The 19428-nt window shown below is 37.2% G+C and carries 24 protein-coding genes; 15 read left to right on the plus strand and 9 right to left on the minus strand.

Features of this window, described 5'->3' with window-relative positions; genetic code table 11:
- Positions 1–94 precede the first annotated feature (94 nt).
- The gene (locus ACE1MS_RS03315; protein ID WP_099805003.1) at positions 95–1216 is read left to right on the plus strand and encodes a competence protein CoiA; all 1122 of its coding nucleotides are present in this window, start codon (positions 95–97) and stop codon (positions 1214–1216) included.
- Between the two features lie 53 nt (positions 1217–1269).
- The gene (gene pepF, locus ACE1MS_RS03320; RefSeq protein ID WP_012292957.1) at positions 1270–3087 is read left to right on the plus strand and encodes an oligoendopeptidase F; all 1818 of its coding nucleotides are present in this window, start codon (positions 1270–1272) and stop codon (positions 3085–3087) included.
- A 385-nt stretch (positions 3088–3472) separates the two neighbouring features.
- Here the strand turns inward: pepF and ACE1MS_RS03325 are convergent, their stop codons facing one another.
- The 4 genes from ACE1MS_RS03325 to ACE1MS_RS03340 form a co-directional block, all read right to left on the minus strand.
- Positions 3473–4282 (minus strand): DsbA family protein, encoded by an 810-nt coding sequence (locus ACE1MS_RS03325; protein ID WP_012292958.1) that lies wholly within the window; start codon positions 4280–4282, stop codon positions 3473–3475.
- Positions 4275–4682: a globin domain-containing protein gene (locus tag ACE1MS_RS03330; RefSeq protein WP_031418760.1), complete on the minus strand. Its 408-nt coding sequence runs from the start codon at positions 4680–4682 to the stop codon at positions 4275–4277. The genes ACE1MS_RS03325 and ACE1MS_RS03330 overlap by 8 nt, the downstream gene beginning before the upstream one ends.
- Before the next feature lie 219 nt (positions 4683–4901).
- Complete coding sequence (locus tag ACE1MS_RS03335) at positions 4902–5669, minus strand: lytic transglycosylase domain-containing protein (protein ID WP_031418761.1); 768 nt, start codon at positions 5667–5669, stop codon at positions 4902–4904.
- Between the two features lie 28 nt (positions 5670–5697).
- On the minus strand, positions 5698–6285 hold the full coding sequence (locus ACE1MS_RS03340) for a CYTH domain-containing protein (protein WP_012292961.1): 588 nt from the start codon (positions 6283–6285) through the stop codon (positions 5698–5700).
- Between the two features lie 127 nt (positions 6286–6412).
- On the opposite strand from ACE1MS_RS03340, the gene ACE1MS_RS03345 reads away from it, so the two are divergent.
- The 6 genes from ACE1MS_RS03345 to ACE1MS_RS03370 all read left to right on the plus strand — a co-directional run bounded on the left by ACE1MS_RS03345 (position 6413) and on the right by ACE1MS_RS03370 (position 11341).
- Complete coding sequence (locus ACE1MS_RS03345) at positions 6413–6796, plus strand: UPF0738 family protein (protein ID WP_012292962.1); 384 nt, start codon at positions 6413–6415, stop codon at positions 6794–6796.
- A gap of 53 nt (positions 6797–6849) precedes the next feature.
- Positions 6850–7515: a GTP pyrophosphokinase gene (locus ACE1MS_RS03350; protein ID WP_012292963.1), complete on the plus strand. Its 666-nt coding sequence runs from the start codon at positions 6850–6852 to the stop codon at positions 7513–7515.
- Between the two features lie 2 nt (positions 7516–7517).
- On the plus strand, positions 7518–8312 hold the full coding sequence (locus tag ACE1MS_RS03355; protein ID WP_031418763.1) for an NAD kinase: 795 nt from the start codon (positions 7518–7520) through the stop codon (positions 8310–8312).
- A complete protein-coding gene (locus ACE1MS_RS03360; RefSeq protein WP_031418765.1) occupies positions 8287–9222 on the plus strand; it encodes an RluA family pseudouridine synthase in 936 nt (311 codons plus the stop codon). Before ACE1MS_RS03355 ends, ACE1MS_RS03360 begins: the two co-directional genes overlap by 26 nt.
- Before the next feature lie 290 nt (positions 9223–9512).
- Positions 9513–10889, plus strand: coding sequence for a magnesium transporter (gene mgtE, locus ACE1MS_RS03365; RefSeq protein ID WP_012292967.1), 1377 nt, complete (start codon positions 9513–9515; stop codon positions 10887–10889).
- Between the two features lie 53 nt (positions 10890–10942).
- Positions 10943–11341: a hypothetical protein gene (locus tag ACE1MS_RS03370; protein ID WP_230584342.1), complete on the plus strand. Its 399-nt coding sequence runs from the start codon at positions 10943–10945 to the stop codon at positions 11339–11341.
- A gap of 63 nt (positions 11342–11404) precedes the next feature.
- Here the strand turns inward: ACE1MS_RS03370 and ACE1MS_RS03375 are convergent, their stop codons facing one another.
- On the minus strand, positions 11405–11929 hold the full coding sequence (locus ACE1MS_RS03375; protein ID WP_008174263.1) for a CotY/CotZ family spore coat protein: 525 nt from the start codon (positions 11927–11929) through the stop codon (positions 11405–11407).
- Positions 11930–12054: 125 nt separating this feature from the next.
- On the opposite strand from ACE1MS_RS03375, the gene ACE1MS_RS03380 reads away from it, so the two are divergent.
- From ACE1MS_RS03380 to ACE1MS_RS03405, 6 genes are all read left to right on the plus strand, one after another.
- On the plus strand, positions 12055–12459 hold the full coding sequence (locus ACE1MS_RS03380) for a YhcN/YlaJ family sporulation lipoprotein (protein ID WP_227256903.1): 405 nt from the start codon (positions 12055–12057) through the stop codon (positions 12457–12459).
- Positions 12460–12915 carry a stage V sporulation protein AC gene (gene spoVAC, locus ACE1MS_RS03385; protein ID WP_012292970.1) on the plus strand — a complete coding sequence of 152 codons (456 nt, stop codon included), beginning with the start codon at positions 12460–12462 and terminating at the stop codon, positions 12913–12915.
- Positions 12909–13904 carry a stage V sporulation protein AD gene (locus ACE1MS_RS03390; protein ID WP_012292971.1) on the plus strand — a complete coding sequence of 332 codons (996 nt, stop codon included), beginning with the start codon at positions 12909–12911 and terminating at the stop codon, positions 13902–13904. Before spoVAC ends, ACE1MS_RS03390 begins: the two co-directional genes overlap by 7 nt.
- 16 nt (positions 13905–13920) lie before the next feature.
- Complete coding sequence (spoVAE, locus tag ACE1MS_RS03395) at positions 13921–14280, plus strand: stage V sporulation protein AE (protein WP_008174255.1); 360 nt, start codon at positions 13921–13923, stop codon at positions 14278–14280.
- Positions 14281–14345: 65 nt separating this feature from the next.
- Positions 14346–14528 (plus strand): YjcZ family sporulation protein, encoded by a 183-nt coding sequence (locus ACE1MS_RS03400; RefSeq protein ID WP_012292972.1) that lies wholly within the window; start codon positions 14346–14348, stop codon positions 14526–14528.
- A 136-nt stretch (positions 14529–14664) separates the two neighbouring features.
- The gene (locus ACE1MS_RS03405) at positions 14665–14913 is read left to right on the plus strand and encodes a stage VI sporulation protein F (protein WP_008174251.1); all 249 of its coding nucleotides are present in this window, start codon (positions 14665–14667) and stop codon (positions 14911–14913) included.
- 119 nt (positions 14914–15032) lie between these two features.
- Here ACE1MS_RS03405 and ACE1MS_RS03410 read toward each other — a convergent pair whose 3' ends face one another.
- The 3 genes from ACE1MS_RS03410 to ACE1MS_RS03420 form a co-directional block, all read right to left on the minus strand.
- A complete protein-coding gene (locus ACE1MS_RS03410; protein WP_012292974.1) occupies positions 15033–15461 on the minus strand; it encodes a GNAT family N-acetyltransferase in 429 nt (142 codons plus the stop codon).
- Between the two features lie 3 nt (positions 15462–15464).
- Complete coding sequence (locus ACE1MS_RS03415; protein WP_008174247.1) at positions 15465–15980, minus strand: YjcG family protein; 516 nt, start codon at positions 15978–15980, stop codon at positions 15465–15467.
- Positions 15981–16061: 81 nt separating this feature from the next.
- Entirely contained in the window at positions 16062–16781 is a 720-nt protein-coding gene (locus ACE1MS_RS03420; RefSeq protein ID WP_036160853.1) for an alpha/beta hydrolase, read from the minus strand.
- A gap of 112 nt (positions 16782–16893) precedes the next feature.
- On the opposite strand from ACE1MS_RS03420, the gene ACE1MS_RS03425 reads away from it, so the two are divergent.
- Complete coding sequence (locus tag ACE1MS_RS03425) at positions 16894–17475, plus strand: phosphatidylglycerophosphatase A family protein (protein ID WP_008174245.1); 582 nt, start codon at positions 16894–16896, stop codon at positions 17473–17475.
- A 135-nt stretch (positions 17476–17610) separates the two neighbouring features.
- Here the strand turns inward: ACE1MS_RS03425 and ACE1MS_RS03430 are convergent, their stop codons facing one another.
- Positions 17611–19422: an ABC transporter substrate-binding protein gene (locus tag ACE1MS_RS03430; RefSeq protein WP_447402704.1), complete on the minus strand. Its 1812-nt coding sequence runs from the start codon at positions 19420–19422 to the stop codon at positions 17611–17613.
- Positions 19423–19428: the final 6 nt, after the last annotated feature.

Raw genomic sequence — 19428 nt, forward strand, 5'->3', positions numbered from 1 at the left:
AATAGTAGCATTTTATAAATTTCAAGAAAAAGCAGCTTTTATTTTGTGATAGCTAATAATGTTTACTATAGTTGGGCTAAAAGGAGCTGATTATATGTTGATTGCCTATAACCATCTTCAGCAGCTTTTTCACCCATATCAATATACGAGAGAAGCATTGCAGAAATATAGGCGCCAGATGACATTTTTTTGTCCTCAATGTCTAGAACCAGTTCATTTAAAAATTGGTTCCTATACTATCCCACATTTTGCACATCATACGCAAAATCAATGTTCAAAGTTCTTTGCAGAAGGTGAATCAAAACTTCATTTACAAGGTAAAATTCAATTGTTTGAATGGCTACAAAAGCTTAGGCTTAAAGTGGAGCTTGAGCCCTATTTAACAGAGCTTTCTCAGCGTCCAGATTTACTTGTTGCTTTTGACAATAACAACTTCGCACTGGAATTTCAATGTAGCCCCATTACTCATGATAAATGGCAAAAACGGACAATAGGCTATGAAACAAATAACATACAACCAATTTGGCTCTTTCTAACTCCTCAAAGGAACGAAGCAATCACTGGTATTAGAAAAATAAGCATTTCCCCATTACTACAAAAGTCATTTATGACCACTTCAACAGGCCTTCCTTATTTAATGACCTTTAATGCCAAAACTGAACAATTTGTTTATTGGACGAATCTCCTCCATGTCCATGGGCATACTTTTATAGGTAAAGTACAAAAAATCTCAATAAAACAACAACGCTTTCCATTTTATATACCAACTTGTATTTCCTTAGAAGAATTTCAACAGTATTGGCAGCTATATAAACGTGCTTGCCAGCAATTTGCAAATAGGCGCCTCCTACAAAGTAAGCAGGGCGTACATGATTCATTTTTACGAAGTTGTTATGAGATGAATTTTTCTATTTCGGCAATGCCCTCTTATATCGGTATTCCCGTAAAAGAAGGGACAGCCATCTCGTTATTTGCGAGTGAATGGCAAACTATGCTGTGGTTTTTTAGTCAACAGTTAGGTTTAGAGCCTTATGATCTAAAAAAACACCATATACAAGATTTTCTAATTCAATATCACTTAAAGTATACAGGACAGGCAGTAAAGGCTGTTCAACAATATAGCCGAATATTGAAAGGAATAAAACAAGATCAGAAACTACAGGATATTTGTGAGCAAGTGTACGCACAATTATTTGCAATTGCCGCAATATACTGAGAAAATATGAGAGTATAGGGAAAAAAGCACATATAAAGGGGGCTGGCATGCACATGGCTAGTAACAGTAATCAAATTTTGGTAAGAAATGAAGTACCGAAAGAATTAACATGGCGATTAGAGGACATTTTTGCATCTGACGCACTTTGGGAAGAGGAGTTTAAGGAAGTTGCAGAACTTGCTAAAAAAGCATCTAGTTTTGCAGGAACTTTAAATAATGGGGCACAGGCATTATTAGCGGCTTTACAGTATCACGACCATATTTATGAACGTGCAATGAAGCTCTACACATATGCTCATATGCGTTACGATCAGGATACGACAAATAGTTTTTATCAAGATATGAATAGCCGTATACAAACATTAGCAACTAGTATTTCTGCGGGGCTATCATTTTTAACGCCAGAAATTTTGGCATTAAATGAGGAAACAATTGAAAGCTATTTAGCTGAAAGTCAAGACCTACAATTATATAAGCAATCTTTAAAAGAGATTACAATGGCACGTCCACATGTCTTACCAGCGGAACAGGAAGCATTACTGGCTCAAATGTCTGAGGTCACTGGCACTGCATCTAATACATTTAGCATGTTAAATAATGCGGATTTGGAGTTCCCTTTTGTAAAAAATGAAGAAGGGGAAGAAGTACAACTTACACATGGTAACTATATTAAGTTTTTAGAGAGCAAAGATCGCTCAGTTCGTGAAGGGGCGTTTAAAGCCATGTACGAAACATATGGCAAGTTTAAAAACACGTTTTCTTCAACACTAACAGGGAATGTGAAGAAACATAATGTGAGCGCTCGTATTCGCCATTATGACTCAGCACGTGAGGCAGCGATGTCTAATAATTTCATTCCTGAAAATGTTTACGATCAATTAGTAGAAACCATCCATAAGCATTTACCTGCAATGCAGCGTTATATTTCGTTACGTAAGAAGCTTTTAGGTGTGGATGAATTGCATATGTGGGATTTATTTGCACCACTTGTAAAAGAAGTAGAAATGAAGGTTACTTACGACGAAGCTAAGGATATTTTAGTGAAGGCTTTAGCACCATTAGGAGAGGAATATCAAAATATCGTACAAAACGGACTAGATAACCGTTGGGTAGATGTTTTAGAGAATAAAGGGAAACGAAGTGGTGCATACTCGTCCGGTGCCTATGGAACAAATCCTTATATCCTAATGAATTGGCAAGATAATGTGAATAATCTATTTACGTTGGCACATGAATTTGGTCATAGTGTTCATAGTTATTATTCAAGAAATAATCAGCCATTTGTTTACGGGGATTATTCTATTTTTGTGGCTGAGGTTGCTTCGACATGTAATGAAGAATTATTAAATGACTATTTACTCAAAACCATTGATGACCCTCAACAAAAAATCTATTTATTAAATCATTGGTTAGACGGTTTCAGAAGTACAGTTTTCAGACAAACAATGTTTGCTGAGTTCGAACATCTAATTCATCAAATGGATAAAAACGGTGAATCTTTGACAGCTGATCGATTGACTGAAGTGTATTATGAACTTAATAAAAAGTACTTCGGTGATGATATGGCTGTGGATGAGGAAATTGGTTTAGAGTGGGCTCGCATTCCGCACTTCTACTATAATTACTATGTTTATCAATATGCGACAGGTAAATCAGCAGCTACAGCATTGAGTAAACAGATTTTAGAGGAGGGTAAACCGGCTGTAGAACGTTATATTAATAACTTCTTAAAAGCAGGTTGCTCGGATTTCCCAATTGAAGTATTAAAGGCAGCAGGTGTTGATATGAACGTTGCGAAGCCAATAGAGGATGCTTGTAAAGTATTTGAAGATCGTTTAAATGAATTAGAAAAATTATTGTTGAATAACTAATTAATGAGGCTATAGGAATATTCCTATAGCCTCATTTTTTTTATAGGTAGCTTTATTTGAAAGGAAAGAATAATGATTTTTTTTGATTTCTAAATACTTTAAAAGAGTGCATCTAGGAAAAATACTGTTTGAAATCGCTTTCTATTTGACAAATTTGTGAATCTAGTATTGGATTCATTGCTAAATATATTATTCCGTGATAGAGTAATTCTTGTGAAATAAATCACAAAACAAACATACACCCCTTTGTTTGAACGTGAACATTTCTCCCATCCCCTTTGTGAAAAAGAAGCGTCTCTATCGGTCGAGGATAGAGGCGTTTCTTTGTTTTTTTATAGTATAAAATAAGGACTCAACTAATGATTAGTTAAGTCCTTAACGTTTATTATTTAAGACGCCATAAAGTAGCGTGAGTTGTCTGGATTCGTTCAATCTTTTGTTGCAGCATACGTTTCTTTAGTTCACGTTCAGCTGCTTGTTCTGTTAATGAATAGATAAATGCTATTTCATTTGTAGAAAGTGTATGGAATTTTGAAAATAAGTCCTCTATTGATGGTAAAGGCTGACGTACCAGCTGTTCATTGAGCATTTCTTGTAAAATATGTTCATAAACTTCATAGGCATAGCTACCACTAACTTTTAGTCCCTCATCTTCAATACATTCATTGAAAAATACAATACTAGGGACTTCGTCAACTTCCATTTCACGTTTAATGTATAAATCACATTGGAAAGCGCGTGCTGCTTCCTTTGAACCGAAGTCAACGGTGAATTCAGTCATATCTAATTGAATATCCTCTGCGATTTTTAAAAGAGTAGCATAGGAGTTTACATCTTGATGGCTTAGTAATACATATTCTTGTAATTTCGATAAATATCGTGCTCCGGCGCGTTTTCCCTGTAATTCGGCCGCTTTAATAGCGATAGAAGGTAATACAGGATGATTAATATCTAGCTCTATGCCTGAGATACAGCCCTTTACACGCTTACTTAAGCAGTTTAAAGAAGTAAGCTCAGTGCTTAAAACAAAACGCCAAGTGAAGTAATGGTTGTATTCAAGCTGTAATTTACGGAGCACAGCTTGCATGCTAAAAGCTTCAGGACAAAGTGGATCCACGAAAATATACAATTCAATAGGCTTATTGGCAGTAGAAATCGTTGGCGTTGGTTCTTGTAGCATTTGAATATTATTCACGTAACAATTCCCCCTCATCGTCATTAGGCGTATTAACCATGTGATGAGCTGTTAATACTAAACGTTGATAATAAGTTTCACGGAACTTTCCTTCCAAACCTACTTCATCCATAGCTTCTGACATACATTCCAGCCAAGCCTGTGCGCGGTCTGGTGTAATTGGAAAATTCATATGACGTGCACGCATCATTGGATGTCCATGTTCTTCAGTAAAGAGATTAGGTCCACCTAAATACTGTGTTTGAAATTGAATTTGCTTACGGGCTGTCTCTGTCAAATCCTTTGGAAAGATTGGAATAAGATCAGGATGCTGAGCAACTCTTTTATAGAACGCATGAATAAGCTCTGCCAGTTTTTCAGCCCCCAGCTCCTCATAAGGAACAGTGTATTTTCGACTCATAGGTTATATGCTCCTTTAATTCTTTATATCGTAAAGTACCATTTATATACTCCGTCATCAGTAAAATGTGAATTTCTTGTGACTACCTTCATTCTATCAACGTCTTTTCGTTTTCACAAATAAAGAGCTCTTTCGAATTGTTGTTCGCTATAAAAGCACAAATTTCACCACAGCGGGTGAAATTTGTTAGAAAAAAGATAGATAGTAGGAATAATGCGATTACACTGTGAAGTAATTCATCACTTTTTTGACATAATTCTGTGTTTCTTTGAAAGGAGGAATGCCTCCATATTTTGTGACACGAGAAGCGCCTGCATTATAGGCAGCTAATGCTAGTGTAGGATCATTATCAAACTTATCTAGCATTTGACGCAAATACTTTGCCCCAGCCATAATATTTTGTTCTGGATCAAAAGCATTCGTAACCCCTAGATACTGTGCTGTGCGAGGCATTAATTGCATCAAGCCTTGCGCGCCTGCATGACTAACAACGGATGGATTAAAATTGGATTCCTGCTTAATGACGGCTGCAATAAGTTTTTCAGGCACACCATATGTAGCTGATGCTTTTTCGATAATAGCAGCATATTGATCTGCTCCTGCCAAAGAGTTTGCATAGGCAGTTGAGCCAATTACATGATCAGAAACATAGGAGTCGAGTTTTGTATTCCCATAAGAGGTTGCTAATGCCTGCTTAACAGAATCAGGAATGTACACAGCATTAGAACCTTTGTATAACAATGATTCAAGTGTAGCTTCTGATGTATTAGCCAACTGATTGAAGATATCAGCGTTTGCTGTGCCTCCACCTAGTAGGCTCGATAATGTGGCATTGCTAGCAGTTGAAGCATCTCCCAATAATTCATTCATCATGTCAGAAAAAATAGATTGATTGTCTGTTAAAGCGTTTGTAGATGAACCATCTGTCGAACCAAGTGTTTGTAATGCTTGAATCTCCATTAAAGATCTTAGTGATTGAATATCCAAGAGGTTAGTCACCTTTCTTTTTAAACTATTATGAATTTTGCTGCTGTAAAGCCTTCATGAAGCGGGCGATTTTCTTATCAGTTTCTTGCTTTTGAATACCATGTTGTTGTAAAAATTCGTCGAAGATTGCTTTCCCTTTTATGGCATCTTTTGCTTCATATTCTACCTCATAATCGTCGCACTGCAAATAGTAAGAATGGTCAAAAACAAGAAGCCCCTCTTTATACGGAATTTCGACACGATCTGTAGTAAGCGAACCAAACACACGTAATTGGTCTAAAGGAATGCTATGAATGGCAAGTTTTTTGGCGACCTCTTGAGCGAAAAAGCCTTCGCCCTTCAGCATTTTCTGAGCTTGAGCCGCTGTTAATTGATCTGTAGTTTCAAGGTGGGCATGCTCAGTATTTTTTTCTTTAAGTGTACATTCATAATATTCACCAATTTGTCTAATACGCAATCCACTTTGTAGCTTGCGAATAGCCTGAGTAGCTGTGTCGAAATAATGATTTGTTTGACGATGAATAGCATTTTTATGAATGTGGAAATCTTGTAACAGTTGCTCGTATTGATGTTTAGTTAGGAGATTTTTAAACTCGATTTCAATTTCTTGTGTCATATTTATTCACCTATTTATTTTTTTATTTTTCATTCGCTGTTTCGCTTGATTTAACATTTACACACTGCAACTATTTACCCTCTGTGCTAAAATAAGAGGAAGAGTACAACGAAAAGGGGAACCGCACGTGCGTAAAATTTACACAATAGAAACATCGAATTTTGAACAAGATCAACTTCATTTTAGTTTAAACGACAATGAAGTAAATTTACAGTTAAAACCTGCTGGACAACTTATTGCAGATTCAGATGATTTTGCATTTATTTATTTACTGGATGCAGGTGAAGACTATCATTACTTGCGTTTTCCACCGAGTAGTTGGGAGAATCTTGTACATATTTTACAAAAAAAGAAAGATCCAATACTACGAATAAATGATGAAGCAATCGAGCTTATTAATTTCTACGATGAATTGGAAATGCTCGTGTATAATATTGAAGGAAATTACAATTACGGGGCAGAATTTGTCCAAACAGTGGAACAACACTTCAAGGCAATTCTCGCTGAATAGAAAGACAAAACGAACAGACGGTGTTCGATACCGAATGTCGGGAGGTTTTTGTGATGGGACAATGGGAAATATTTTTAAGTCCTTATAAACAAGCAGTAGATGAACTAAAAGTAAAATTAAAGGGCATGCGTTCACAATTTGGTATTGTTAATGCCAATTCACCTATCGAATTTGTAACAGGACGTGTGAAGCCCTTAGCAAGTATATATGATAAAACATTGGAAAAAGGGTTAGCCTTTGAGCCATCTAAACAACTTGGTGATGAACTCGGTGATATTGCCGGTCTTCGAATTATGTGTCAATTTGTGGATGATATTGCTACAGTAACTGAGCTTATCCGTCAACGAAAAGATATGCGTGTAGTGGAAGAACGCGATTATATTACACATAATAAACCAAGTGGTTATCGCTCTTACCATATGATTGTTGAATACCCTGTTGAAACGATTCAGGGCAAAAAGGTAGTGTTAGCCGAAATCCAAATACGAACACTCGCTATGAATTTTTGGGCATCTATTGAGCACTCTTTAAATTATAAATATAAGGGCATGTTCCCAGAGGAAATAAAAAATCGCTTGCAAAGTGCTGCTGAGGCAGCATTTCGCTTGGATGAGGAAATGTCATCTATTCGTAGTGAAATTCAAGAAGCGCAGGCGTATTTCAGCGAATATAAGGAAGCATCGAATCCTAATTTATTATCGGAGAAGGAGCGTGACTAACAATGAAATTTGCGATTCAATCACGTCGAGATGCACAATCCAATGAACTAATGGAGCTAGCTAAAACCTACTTACAGGATTTTGGCTTAACTTATGATGAGGAAGCACCAGAAATCGTTGTCTCTATTGGTGGAGATGGGACACTTTTACATGCCTTTCATCGATATTCTCATTTATTAGATCAAGTGGCATTTGTGGGCATCCATACAGGACATCTAGGTTTTTATGCAGACTGGAAGCCATCTGAATTAGAAAAGTTAGTTTTGTCCATTGCTAAAAAGGATTTTAATGTGGTGGAATATCCACTGTTAGAAGTGAAGGTGGAGCATCATAATGCAGCATCGAATACGTATCTAGCTTTAAACGAGGCAACAGTTAAATCGCCAGATGTAACACTTGTCATGGACGTTGAGCTAAATGGCAATCAATTTGAACGTTTCAGAGGAGATGGTCTTTGTGTGTCAACTCCTTCTGGAAGTACAGCCTACAATAAAGCGCTTGGTGGGGCAATCATTCATCCAACTTTAGCAGCACTTCAAATTACAGAAATCGCATCCATTAATAATCGTGTATTCAGGACAGTTGGTTCTCCATTAATTTTACCCGCTCACCATCATTGTGTATTACGTCCAGTAAATGAACAAAACTTTAATATGACAGTGGACCATTTACAAATTACACAGGGTGATGTAAAGGCAATTGTATTTAACGTGGCTAATGAAAGGGTACGTTTCGCACGTTTCCGTCCATTCCCATTTTGGGAACGTGTGCATGAATCATTCGTTGCAAATGAGTAAGACGGATACTAGATTTACATTGCGCTTTGTGGCTAAGAAAGAGGGTCAATTATTACGAGAAGCCCTACAAGAATGGCGTATATCTAAGCGAGCACTAACTGCTATAAAGTTCAATGGAGGGTTATTGACGGTCAATGGGATTGAACGAAATGTAAGATATGCCCTTCAAGTTGATGATTGTGTAGAAGTGACATTTCCTCCTGAGGAAAAGAGTGAGGGGCTCACGAGCGAACATGGAGATTTGGCTATAGTATATGAAGATGATACAATCTTGGTGTTAAATAAACCGGCTAACCAAAGCACCATCCCCTCACGTGAACACCCAACCAATAGTATTGCCAATCTTGTTTGTGGCTACTTTGAGCAGCAAGGATTAGCATCCACTGCTCATATTATAACGAGACTTGACCGAGATACATCAGGTTTACTCTGTATTGCCAAGCATGCACACATTCATCATTTAACAGGCTTGGCTCAGCGTAATGGTGAGATTTCAAGGAAATATGAGGCAATTGTCCACGGACATGTTCATCAGGATAGCCAATCAATCGTAGCACCAATTGGGCGTAAAGAAACGAGCATTATTGAGCGAGAGGTTCGTGAAGATGGGCAATATGCTCATACAGATGTAACTGTAATACAACGTTTTTACTTAGGGGCTGAACCGATGACACATATAGGGCTTACATTGCATACAGGACGTACACATCAAATTCGTGTACATATGTCGTCGTTAGGTCATCCACTTGTTGGCGATGAGCTTTATGGAGGAAGTCGACTTCATATGGACCGTCAGGCACTACATTGTGTGTCCTTAAATATGACACATCCCTTAACAAGTGAACATTTGCAGTTCACAAGTATGCTTAATGAAGATATGCAAAATTTGCTTAAAGAATCTTCCACTTAAAATCATGATAAGGAGATGTTCGCACAACGGGCATCTCCTTATCATTTTTGATAGTAAATAAAGGGTTCTTTACGCGTTTTTCATCTTCTAAGTACAAATATAAGGTATAGTCAAATAGAAAACATCACGATTTTTAAGAATGGAATTCCATTATATTGAAGCCATACAAATCCTATTGAAAATAAACAAAAAAGGGTTTGCAGAAGGGAATAATACGCTCTATTATATAGAAGGTAGATTTACGGTATTGTCCGTAACAAAGATGGATAGTTCGGAAGGAGGGGACAAGCATGATAGAGGATAGAAATGAAAAGGATGATGTGCAATTTGACGAAGCACATTTACGAGAAATGCTCGAAGCACATAATATTGACGCATTCCGTGATGAGTTTTTAGAACTTCATCCATATGATCAGGCAACGTTTTACGAAAAGGTGGAACCTGACATAAGGAAAATCATCTATTCGTTCTTGTCTCCGACAGAAATGGCTGATATTTTTGAGGCAATCGATATTGAAGATGATGAGTATAAAGCGTATCTAGCTGAAATGGATCCATCTTATGGGGCGGAAATGCTTTCTCATATGTATGCAGATGATGCAGCAGATGTTTTAAATGAACTGGATATGGAGCAACGTGAAAGTTATCTGGAAATGATGGATGAGGAAACGGCTGAGGAAATTAATGAGCTATTAAGCTATGATGAATACACGGCTGGTTCCATTATGACAACTGAATATGTCGCTATTCCAGAAAACTCTACAGTGCGTTCAGCCATGGCAATTTTACGTAAAGAGGCACCAGATGCAGAGACCATTTATTATATATTCGTAGTAGATGAAGAGCACCGCTTGACAGGTGTTATTTCATTAAGAGATTTAATTATTGCTGAAGAGGATACACTTATTCGTTCTATTATGAATGAACGTGTCGTTATGGTACATGTAGGAGATGATCAAGAGGAAGTCGCACATATTATGAAGGATTATAATTTCTTAGCGACACCTGTTATTGATGACAAAGGTGAATTACTTGGGATTATCACAGTCGATGATATTATTGATGTTATGGATGAAGAAGCGTCTGAGGATTACTCTAAGTTAGCCGGTATTTCCGATATGGATAAATTTGATGTCACACCATTCCAAGCTGCTAGAAAACGTTTGCCATGGTTAGTGGTACTACTGTTTTTAGGAATGCTAACAGCAAATTTAATGGGCCAATTTGAAGATACTTTAGATAAGGTTGCCTTATTGGCTGTCTTTATTCCGTTGATTTCAGGAACATCCGGAAATAGTGGAACACAAGCTTTGGCCGTAGCCATTCGTGGTATTGCTACAGGAGATGTAGAAGAACATAGTAAATTCAAATTACTACTACGAGAAGCGGGCACAGGCTTAATGTCAGGAATTGTTTGCGGCTTAATTGTCATTGGTATCGTTTATTTTTGGAAGCAAGAACTAGTACTTGGGATGTTAGTAGGTGCCGCACTTTGTGGCTCGATTTTAGTTGCGACATTAGCAGGCTCTTTTATTCCATTGTTAATGCATCGATTGAAAATAGACCCAGCTGTTGCTTCTGGCCCGTTTATTACAACTTTAAATGATATTACCAGTATTTTAATTTATTTAGGTTTAGCAACGGTTTTCTTAAGTCAAATAGGCTAAGAACCAAATTACTTTCCTTCGCATATTGTATGGAAAAAGGGGAAGTGAGTATTGTGGATCAAGAACCACGCTTGTTTATAAAATCACCATCATATTTTTTAAATATTTCTAAGGTGTTGCATGAACTTGATTTGGATGAAAGTACATCTGTATACGTAAAGGACCATACTTATGTAGAGGAAACAGTTGAAGAGGAAGACGTTGTAAAGGATGTGCAGGTAGATCCGTATTTACTAAAACAACTTCAATTTTTAGAGAAACCATTTCGTCAGCGCGCCTATCAGCCACTTTTAGTTTGTTTAAAAGATGGTAGAAAATTAACGGGCTCTGCTTCAGATGTACAAAATGATTCTTTAATGCTTACCTCACTCGAATTAAAAACACAGGAAATCATTTATTTTGAAGATATAAAACAAGTACTATGGCGTGGCAGACAATTACCAACATTATAAAAAAAGTGTACAGCAGAGGATGCTGTACACTTTTTTATGTGTGTGTGTCAAAGGTGAAAGAAATTAGTCACAAATCCCTAAGTCAACATCAGCGATACATTGTACAGCACAGAAGCAAGATAAGTCTACAGTAATACAGCTATCTGTTGAGTTCCAATCATCCACTTTACAGATTTTTTTCATATTTACGCAACAGCCGTCACGACTTAATAAATCTACTGTACTTTCGCTAGAATCGAATGTACATAGAGGCTCTAAAACACGTAAAGTCGCACAACACTCATCAAACATATCTTCAACGCGGAAGAATACGGATGTACAAATACAAGGATCTGCAGTTGGGGAATTAAAGAATGCTTTGAAAGGAGTACCGTCTTTTGTAATTAACATAAATACACGTGTATCTGCTTGAGAGCGTGCAGGACTAACAATCCCGCCTAGTGGTTCTAAGAAACAGTTAGCTGTACATGGAGAACACTCATCTCGCACCGCTTGATTTTGAATATCTAAAATAGCGCGAACTACGTCACAAACGCAGCCTGCTGAATGGATTGGTCCAATAGGATTTGTTGGCTTACCACAACCCATATTGTCACCTCCTTTCCTCGTTACTACTTCTACAATATGTACTTTTCAAATTTGGACTCGGGCTATTGTATATATGAATAGTTTTTTTATGTGTGGAGAAACTTTAAAGAAAAGGAGGGTAAAACTTGAGGCTACTTGGAATGACGTTACCTCTCTTAGTCGTTTTATTGCTGTTAAATGGTTGTGCTGAAAAAGAAAAATTTATCGTCTACGGTCCATCTCAGAATGGAAGTGAAGTCGAAGCCCTTATAAAAGAAGAGGACTATGTGGAACGTTCAACCGTTATCCATTATGACGATAGTATGCTTGTTGCAGTACAAATTAAACCATGGGAAAAGTGGAAAAAGACTAAGTTAGAGAAAAAGTTGCAAAAAAAATTTGATGAGAAATATCCAAATAAAGATGTGTTTGTTTCAGCTGATTATAAAATTTTTTATGAAGCCAATAAAATAAAAAAGGATAAGATTGAAGATAATAAATTGAGCGATAAAATTAAAGAACTTAAAGAGCTTGCAAAGGAGAAGACATAAATGGAAAAAGAGCAATATCAGCAATTGGAGCAAAATGTAACACCAAAGCCTCCATATATAAAGAATGTAGCAAAGGCGTTTTTTGTCGGTGGTCTTATTTGTACAATTGGCCAAGCTGTGTCCCTTTTTTATATTATTTTCTTCAATTTTACAGAAGCCACAGCTGGTAATCCAACCGTAGCAACAATGGTATTCTTTGCCATGTTGCTCACAGGGCTTGGTCTATATAAAAGAATTGGCCAATTTGCTGGGGCAGGCTCATCAGTACCAGTAACCGGATTTGGTAATGCTGTAATTTCCGCAGCTATTGAGCATAGATCAGAAGGCTTAGTATTAGGAGTTGGCGGTAATTTATTTAAACTAGCAGGATCAGTGGTTTTATTTGGGGTAGTCGCAGCATTTTTCGTAGCACTTATTAAATATATCTTCGTGGTGATAGGAGTGGTTTCATGGTAATCATTTTTCAATCGAAACCATCCCTATTAGCAGGGGGTGTTGTAGCAGGACCTTTAGAGAACCGGAGTATTTTTAGTCAGTATTTTGATGCTGTTTATGATGATGAGCGTTGGCAAATGAAAACCAATGAACAGGGGCATCGTAAAATGATTGAAGAAGCCTGTGATGCGGCTATGAAGAAAATGAAGGTACAAAGTGGAGATATTGATTATTTAATGGGTGGGGATTTGGTCAATCAAATGACACCGACCAATTTTGCTGCAAGAGATTTGGAAATCCCGTTTATTGGATTGTTTTCTGCATGTGCCACCTCCATTTCTTCTGTCATTATTGCCTGTCTGTTAACAGAGTTAGGTGCTGCTAATTTTTCATTAGCGGGTGCATCAAGTCAGCATAATGCGATAGAACGTCAATTTCGTTATCCTATCAATTACGGTGCACAAAAGCCACAAACTGCTCAATGGACTGTAACAGCAGCTGGCTATGCGCTAATCGGTAAACACCGTGAAGATTATCCCTCTATCGAAGCCGCCACAATTGGAAAGTCTGTTGATTACGGTATGGATGATCCTTTCCATATGGGTGCTGCAATGGCACCAGCTGCCTTTCAAACGATTCAATCTCATTTACAACAACGCAATCAAAAAATTTATCATTACGATTTAATTTTAACGGGCGATTTAGGTCAGCTGGGCTTAAAGCTTTTGAAGGGTATGCTAGTTGAAAATGGTGTGAAAAATGAGGAGCTAACCCTGCTGCGTGATGCAGGCGCTGAGTTTTATGGACAAGATGAATCCTTTCAATCAGGGGCAAGTGGTGCAGGCTGTTCAGCAGCTGTTTTTTTTAGTTACGTTCTCCAACAGATGCGAGCGGGTAGCTATAAGCGTGTATTACTAGTAGCAACTGGGGCATTATTGTCTCCACTATCGTTTCAACAGGGTGAGACGATTCCATGTACGGCGCATGCGATCGAAATTACAATGAAATGAGGCATAAATTATGGTAATGACATTTGTATTTGCATTTATTGTTGGAGGCATTATTTGCGTCATCGGCCAATTATTAATGGATGTCGGTAATTTAACACCGGCTCATACATTAAGTACACTCGTTGTCCTCGGTGCTATATTGGATGGCATGGGGTTATATGAGCCATTAATTAATTTTGCTGGCGCAGGAGCTACCGTACCCATTACCTCTTTTGGTAATTCACTAACACACGGAGCAATGGCTGAGGCAGAAAAGCATGGACTGGTTGGCGTCTTAACAGGAATGTTTAAAGTAACAAGCTCAGGTATCAGTGCTGCTATTGTTTTTGCCTTTATCGGTGCATTAATTTTTAAGCCTAAAGGAAATATCGACTAGACGAATACCCCTCCCATTTCTACAACCAAAACATATTATAGGTTGTAGAAGGGAGGGGTGCTTTTATGGGATATCAAGGCTGGTCCTCACAACCGTATGGAAATAATGTTGGTGGGTGGAACAATAGCTATTGCGGAGGCAATAACTATAGTTATTGTGGAGGCAACAACTCTGGCTATGGTTCAACATTTGTTCTAATCGTTGTTCTATTTATTCTTTTAATTATTGTTGGCGCTACTTACATCTAATTTGATGAACATATTGTAAAGGCTTTAACTCTTATTTAGAGGGTTCACACCTAAATAAAGTTAAGGCCTCCACCATTTGTGAATGCTTCGGGCAAGTCGCAAGGTCAATTTGAGTTTTAATGATAGGAGGGAAAACATGCATCGCTCGTTATTTAATTCAATTGAGCAAAAAACAGGTGTTTCGATGGATGAAATCTTCGCATTAGCCAATGCCATTCAACATGCGGATTTTACAAGTGAAAAACAAGTAAGAAAAATCGTACGACGTGTTGCTAAAATATCTAACAGAACGATTACACAAGAGTTAGAGGATAAATTAGTACAATCTATTATTCAAGATGGAGCATCACTAGATTTCGATAAAATCACTAGAATGATGAAGTAGCGCATGGCATATCTACTTGGCAAAGCAGCTTGTTACGATAGAGTAGATAAATGGTGGCAAGCGAATTTTAGTTTAAAAAAGGGTGTTACGACATTGAACAATATCGTAACACCCTTTCATTAAATTTTTTTCTCCATTGCTCGATGTGGGATACCAGCATCCAAAAATTCTGGAGAAGTTACCGCATAGCCAAGCTTTTCATAAAAGGGAATCGCATGGCTTTGCGCGTGAAGCTTCAATGTTTCTTTAGAGATGGAAATGGCATATTTCTCCATTTCTCTCATTATTAAAGCCCCTAGTTTTTTACCGCGTTGAGATTGTAAAATACAAACCCGTTCAATTTTTGCTGTATTCTTTTCAATACTACGTAAACGAGCTGCTCCTACAGGCTCATCATCATCATACATAATAAAATGCGTTGCAGCTGCATCTTCAGCATCACATTCCAAGTGGAGTGGAACGCCTTGCTCTTCAACAAATACTTTTTTTCGTACAGCAAACGCATCATCATGTTCTTCCTTTGTTTCAACAATCTTAACGTTATACAATCATCACTCAGCTCCAGACAAACGGAATGTTTCGTATGTTGTCCATGAACCATCTTCTAATTGATATAGAAGATGAATGCGATCAATTGTATCCTTTTCATCTACACCAGTCATACGTAATTGACCAAAAATGTCGTCATGCTCGGAATCTGACATTTTTTGAGCGATTGTAATATGAGGTACAAATACATGTTTCGTTTCCCCATAAGAAATATTTTCTTGGATTTCATGTTGGAAAGCAGCTAATTGTTCAGTTGGCTCAATGCGGAAATAAATAGCATTGGTTGTAGGGAAAAACGAACTGATGCGTGATGCATGAATGTTTAAAGGCGCATATTTAGCAGCAAGTTCATCTAATTGCTTAACGATGGTTTGAATTTCTTCTTCAGACGCATCAAAGCTGTCTTTTAACGTCATATGCGGTGTAATCTTCGCGAAATGGGGATCATATCGTTTGCGATACGTGTTCGCTAAATCTTGCAATTTTTTTGATGGAAATGCCACAATACCGTACTTCATAGTCCATTACCTCCCGTAAATAAACAATTTTTCTATTTAAGTATATCAGAAAATCCACTTTTCGTAATTTAATCACTCACATTAATTAAAATTTTCAATTAATGCACGTCGAAGGTCGGGTTTCCAATATTTCCATGTATGATTGCCATCAAACTCGTCATAAAATATAGAAAACCCTTTATGAATCATAAGATCATGGAGCTGACGATTAGGTGTTAAAAAATCCTTCACAGATTTATCCATAGTGACTACTTGATCTTCACCCTTGCCAACTATATGGTAAATAGAAATGGCTGCTGGATCTTTGAAGTTTTCGACAGCCTTCAAAACTTCCTCATCCACGTATGGTGATTGTAGAATAACCTTACCGAAAATACTTGGATACTTTAATGCGGCCATTAAGGAAGCTGTAGCAGCCATCGAATCTCCAATCACTCCGCGACTCATACCCATTTGATACGTGGAAAATTCGTTATCTAAATAAGGTACTAGCTCATGTGCTAAAAAGCGAAGGTAAGCTTCATGCTGCTCACCGCTAGGAATATATTTATGACGTCGATCGTTAATATCTTTGTATGGAACAAATGCAATAATTAAATTTTCGATTTCATAGTCATCAATCAGTTCATCAGCTAGTTTTGTAATACCGCCAAGCTGGAAATAATCTTTACCATCCGATGCGATTAGAATGTTGTATTTATATAGTGGAGAATAATTTGCAGGAACATAAATATAGAGCTGTAATTCTTCCTGTAATGCTTCACTATAGAATGTTAAATCCTGTACTGTTCCCTTATCCAATGATGACACTCCTTCTTGTGTTTGTAACAAAATTGTACCATATTACAAAAGTAAAGGTATAATAGGTTGGGCTAGCACTATACTAGCAATAAAATCGAAATGAGGGGTAGCTATGCATAATAAAAGTATCCGTGTGCACTCTGATGAAGTAGCCAAGGCAGCACATGCTGCGTTAATTCGTAGAGGTGTAGCGATTGAGGATATCGCAAAAATTGTTTACGAAATGCAAAAAACCTATAATGAAGGTTTAACACTGGATCATTGTGTTCATTCGGTTGAGCGTGTACTGCGTAAACGAGAAGTGCAACATGCACTTTTAGTAGGAATTGAATTAGATGAGCTAGCTGAGAAAAAATTATTATCATCACCATTACAGCAAATTATTGAATCTGATGAAGGCTTATTTGGTGTGGATGAAACGATCGCACTAGGATCTGTATTTACATATGGCAGCATTGCAGTAACTACTTTTGGTCATTTAGACAAGCAAAAAATTGGGATTATTAAAAAATTAGATACAGAGCCTGGGCATCACGTTAATACGTTTTTAGATGATTTAGTTGGCAGTATCGCGGCTTCTGCAGCATCTCGCATTGCTCATCGTATGCGTGATTTAGAGGAAGAGGGCGAAACATTTGCAGATATCGAGCCAGAAGAGCTAGGACCAAAACCAAAATCACATAATGAAATATAAAATGAGTTTCTACTATAAAAAAAGAGCCTTTTACAATATGGAGAAGGGTAGACAAAAGCCATTGAGTTTTATTCTCAATGGCTTTTCTCATTTTTATCCTAACTATAAAGAAGACTCATATAACATCACTTTATATTACTTTTTATCGTTATAAGCTTTTAAAAATTCTTTTACTTTTTCGCTATTTGCTTCGAGTTTTAACCCAGTGTCAATTAAAGGAGATACAGTTGATACGGCAGGTTTTTTATTGCCTTGGTAATAGCTAATGAACTCGTCTTGGTTGATGGAGTACAAAATCGCTTTACGTAAATCAGCTGAATCGGAAACTGCACGACCAGATGTATTCATTTGTAAATAAGAAACAGCATTGCTATCGGCTGTATTTAAAGTTAATTTATCGTCTGAATTCACAATATCTAGCTTTGTTTCTGGAACTGTTTGAAGAACATGAATTTCTCCATTCCGTAATGCTGATAAAGCACTATCAACATCAGAGATGAAACGAACATTGATTTTTGAAATTTTTGGTTCATACTCACTACCAGCACGGTATGCAGGGTTTTTCACAAATTGTGCTTCATAATCATTTTTCTTTACTAAAATATAAGGACCACTTGCATAAAGCTGGTTGTCAAAAGTTGCAGAACCTTCAGTTACCGTAGCTTGATCACCATAGGCAATATCTTTGTCAGGGTTATAGTTAGCTACATCATACGTATTTATACTTGTTACTTGTTTTTCAGATACAATACCACCAGATTGGTGTGCTAAATAATTTAACACTTGTGGAAATGGTGTTGGTGTTGTAATTTTAACGACTTGATATGAACCAGAAGCATTGTTAACAGCCCCTTTGTCCTTTGCTAATTGCGCTACAGAGGCAGGGAGATTTTGTGATAATGCTTCGAGAACTGTTTGATCAGAGCCAGATACTTTTTTATTTTGTAATTCAGCTAAATCTGAAACAATCTCTACAGTTTCAATATTTTCATGGATACTATAAGTACGGTGATCTGGTACTGAATTAGCGTCTTTAGCACGGTTTAATGAGAATACCACATCTTCAGCAGACACTAAATCACCTGTATCAACAGCTGCGCCATCTTTCACTGCTGCGAAATGAATATCGTCGCGTAAAATAAAGTAATAGTCTTGATTGCCTTCTGCCATAACATGGTTATAAGATAATGAACCATCTGAAACAACGTCATCAGTGTCTGTTAAATTAACAAGACGAACATACATATTTGTATTTAATGTATTGATGGAACCATCATTCCCTTTAATCGGATCTAGAGAAGTTAGAGAGTTAATTGTTTGGTGTAAAATTAATGGTTCAGTAGCATTTTTAGCTGAATCATTAAATTCGATTTGTTCCCATACTTGCGCACGAGATTTTGGTAAATGAACTGTTTTAGGGTTTACTAGCTCTGAGTAGATTCCCTGATACTTATTGGAAATATATAAAGGTGCAATATAAGCTTGATCAAATACTAATAATTGCTCTAAATCTTTATATTTAGCCGCTGCTTCTTCTCCAGTTAATGTACTAGCCTCATCGATTAGGGCATCTAATTTTGAATCTGCAACAACACTGTAATCTCCACCAGTTTTAAATAATCCACGAACAGCATAGTCCGGGTTACCGGTTACTGTCGTCCAGCTTGAAAGAGCAAGATCATAGTTGCCTGCTTCTTTTTGGGCAGAGAATGAACCGTAATCTGGTTGAATATTAAGCTTTACATCAAAACCGTTTTTTACTAATTGGTCTCGAACAATATTCATATCTTCTTCAGAAGCTGCCATGCCTAATACTTCAATGGCTACTTTGCCCTTGCTCTTGTCACTATCTTTTGAATCTTTATTTCCTTCTACGTCAGTTTTCGTCTGTACACAGCCAGCTAAAGCTAATACTGCGACGAATAAAAATACAAGTAATTTCTTCATAGGTAC

The sequence above is a fragment of the Lysinibacillus sp. fkY74-1 genome, from assembly GCF_053165895.1.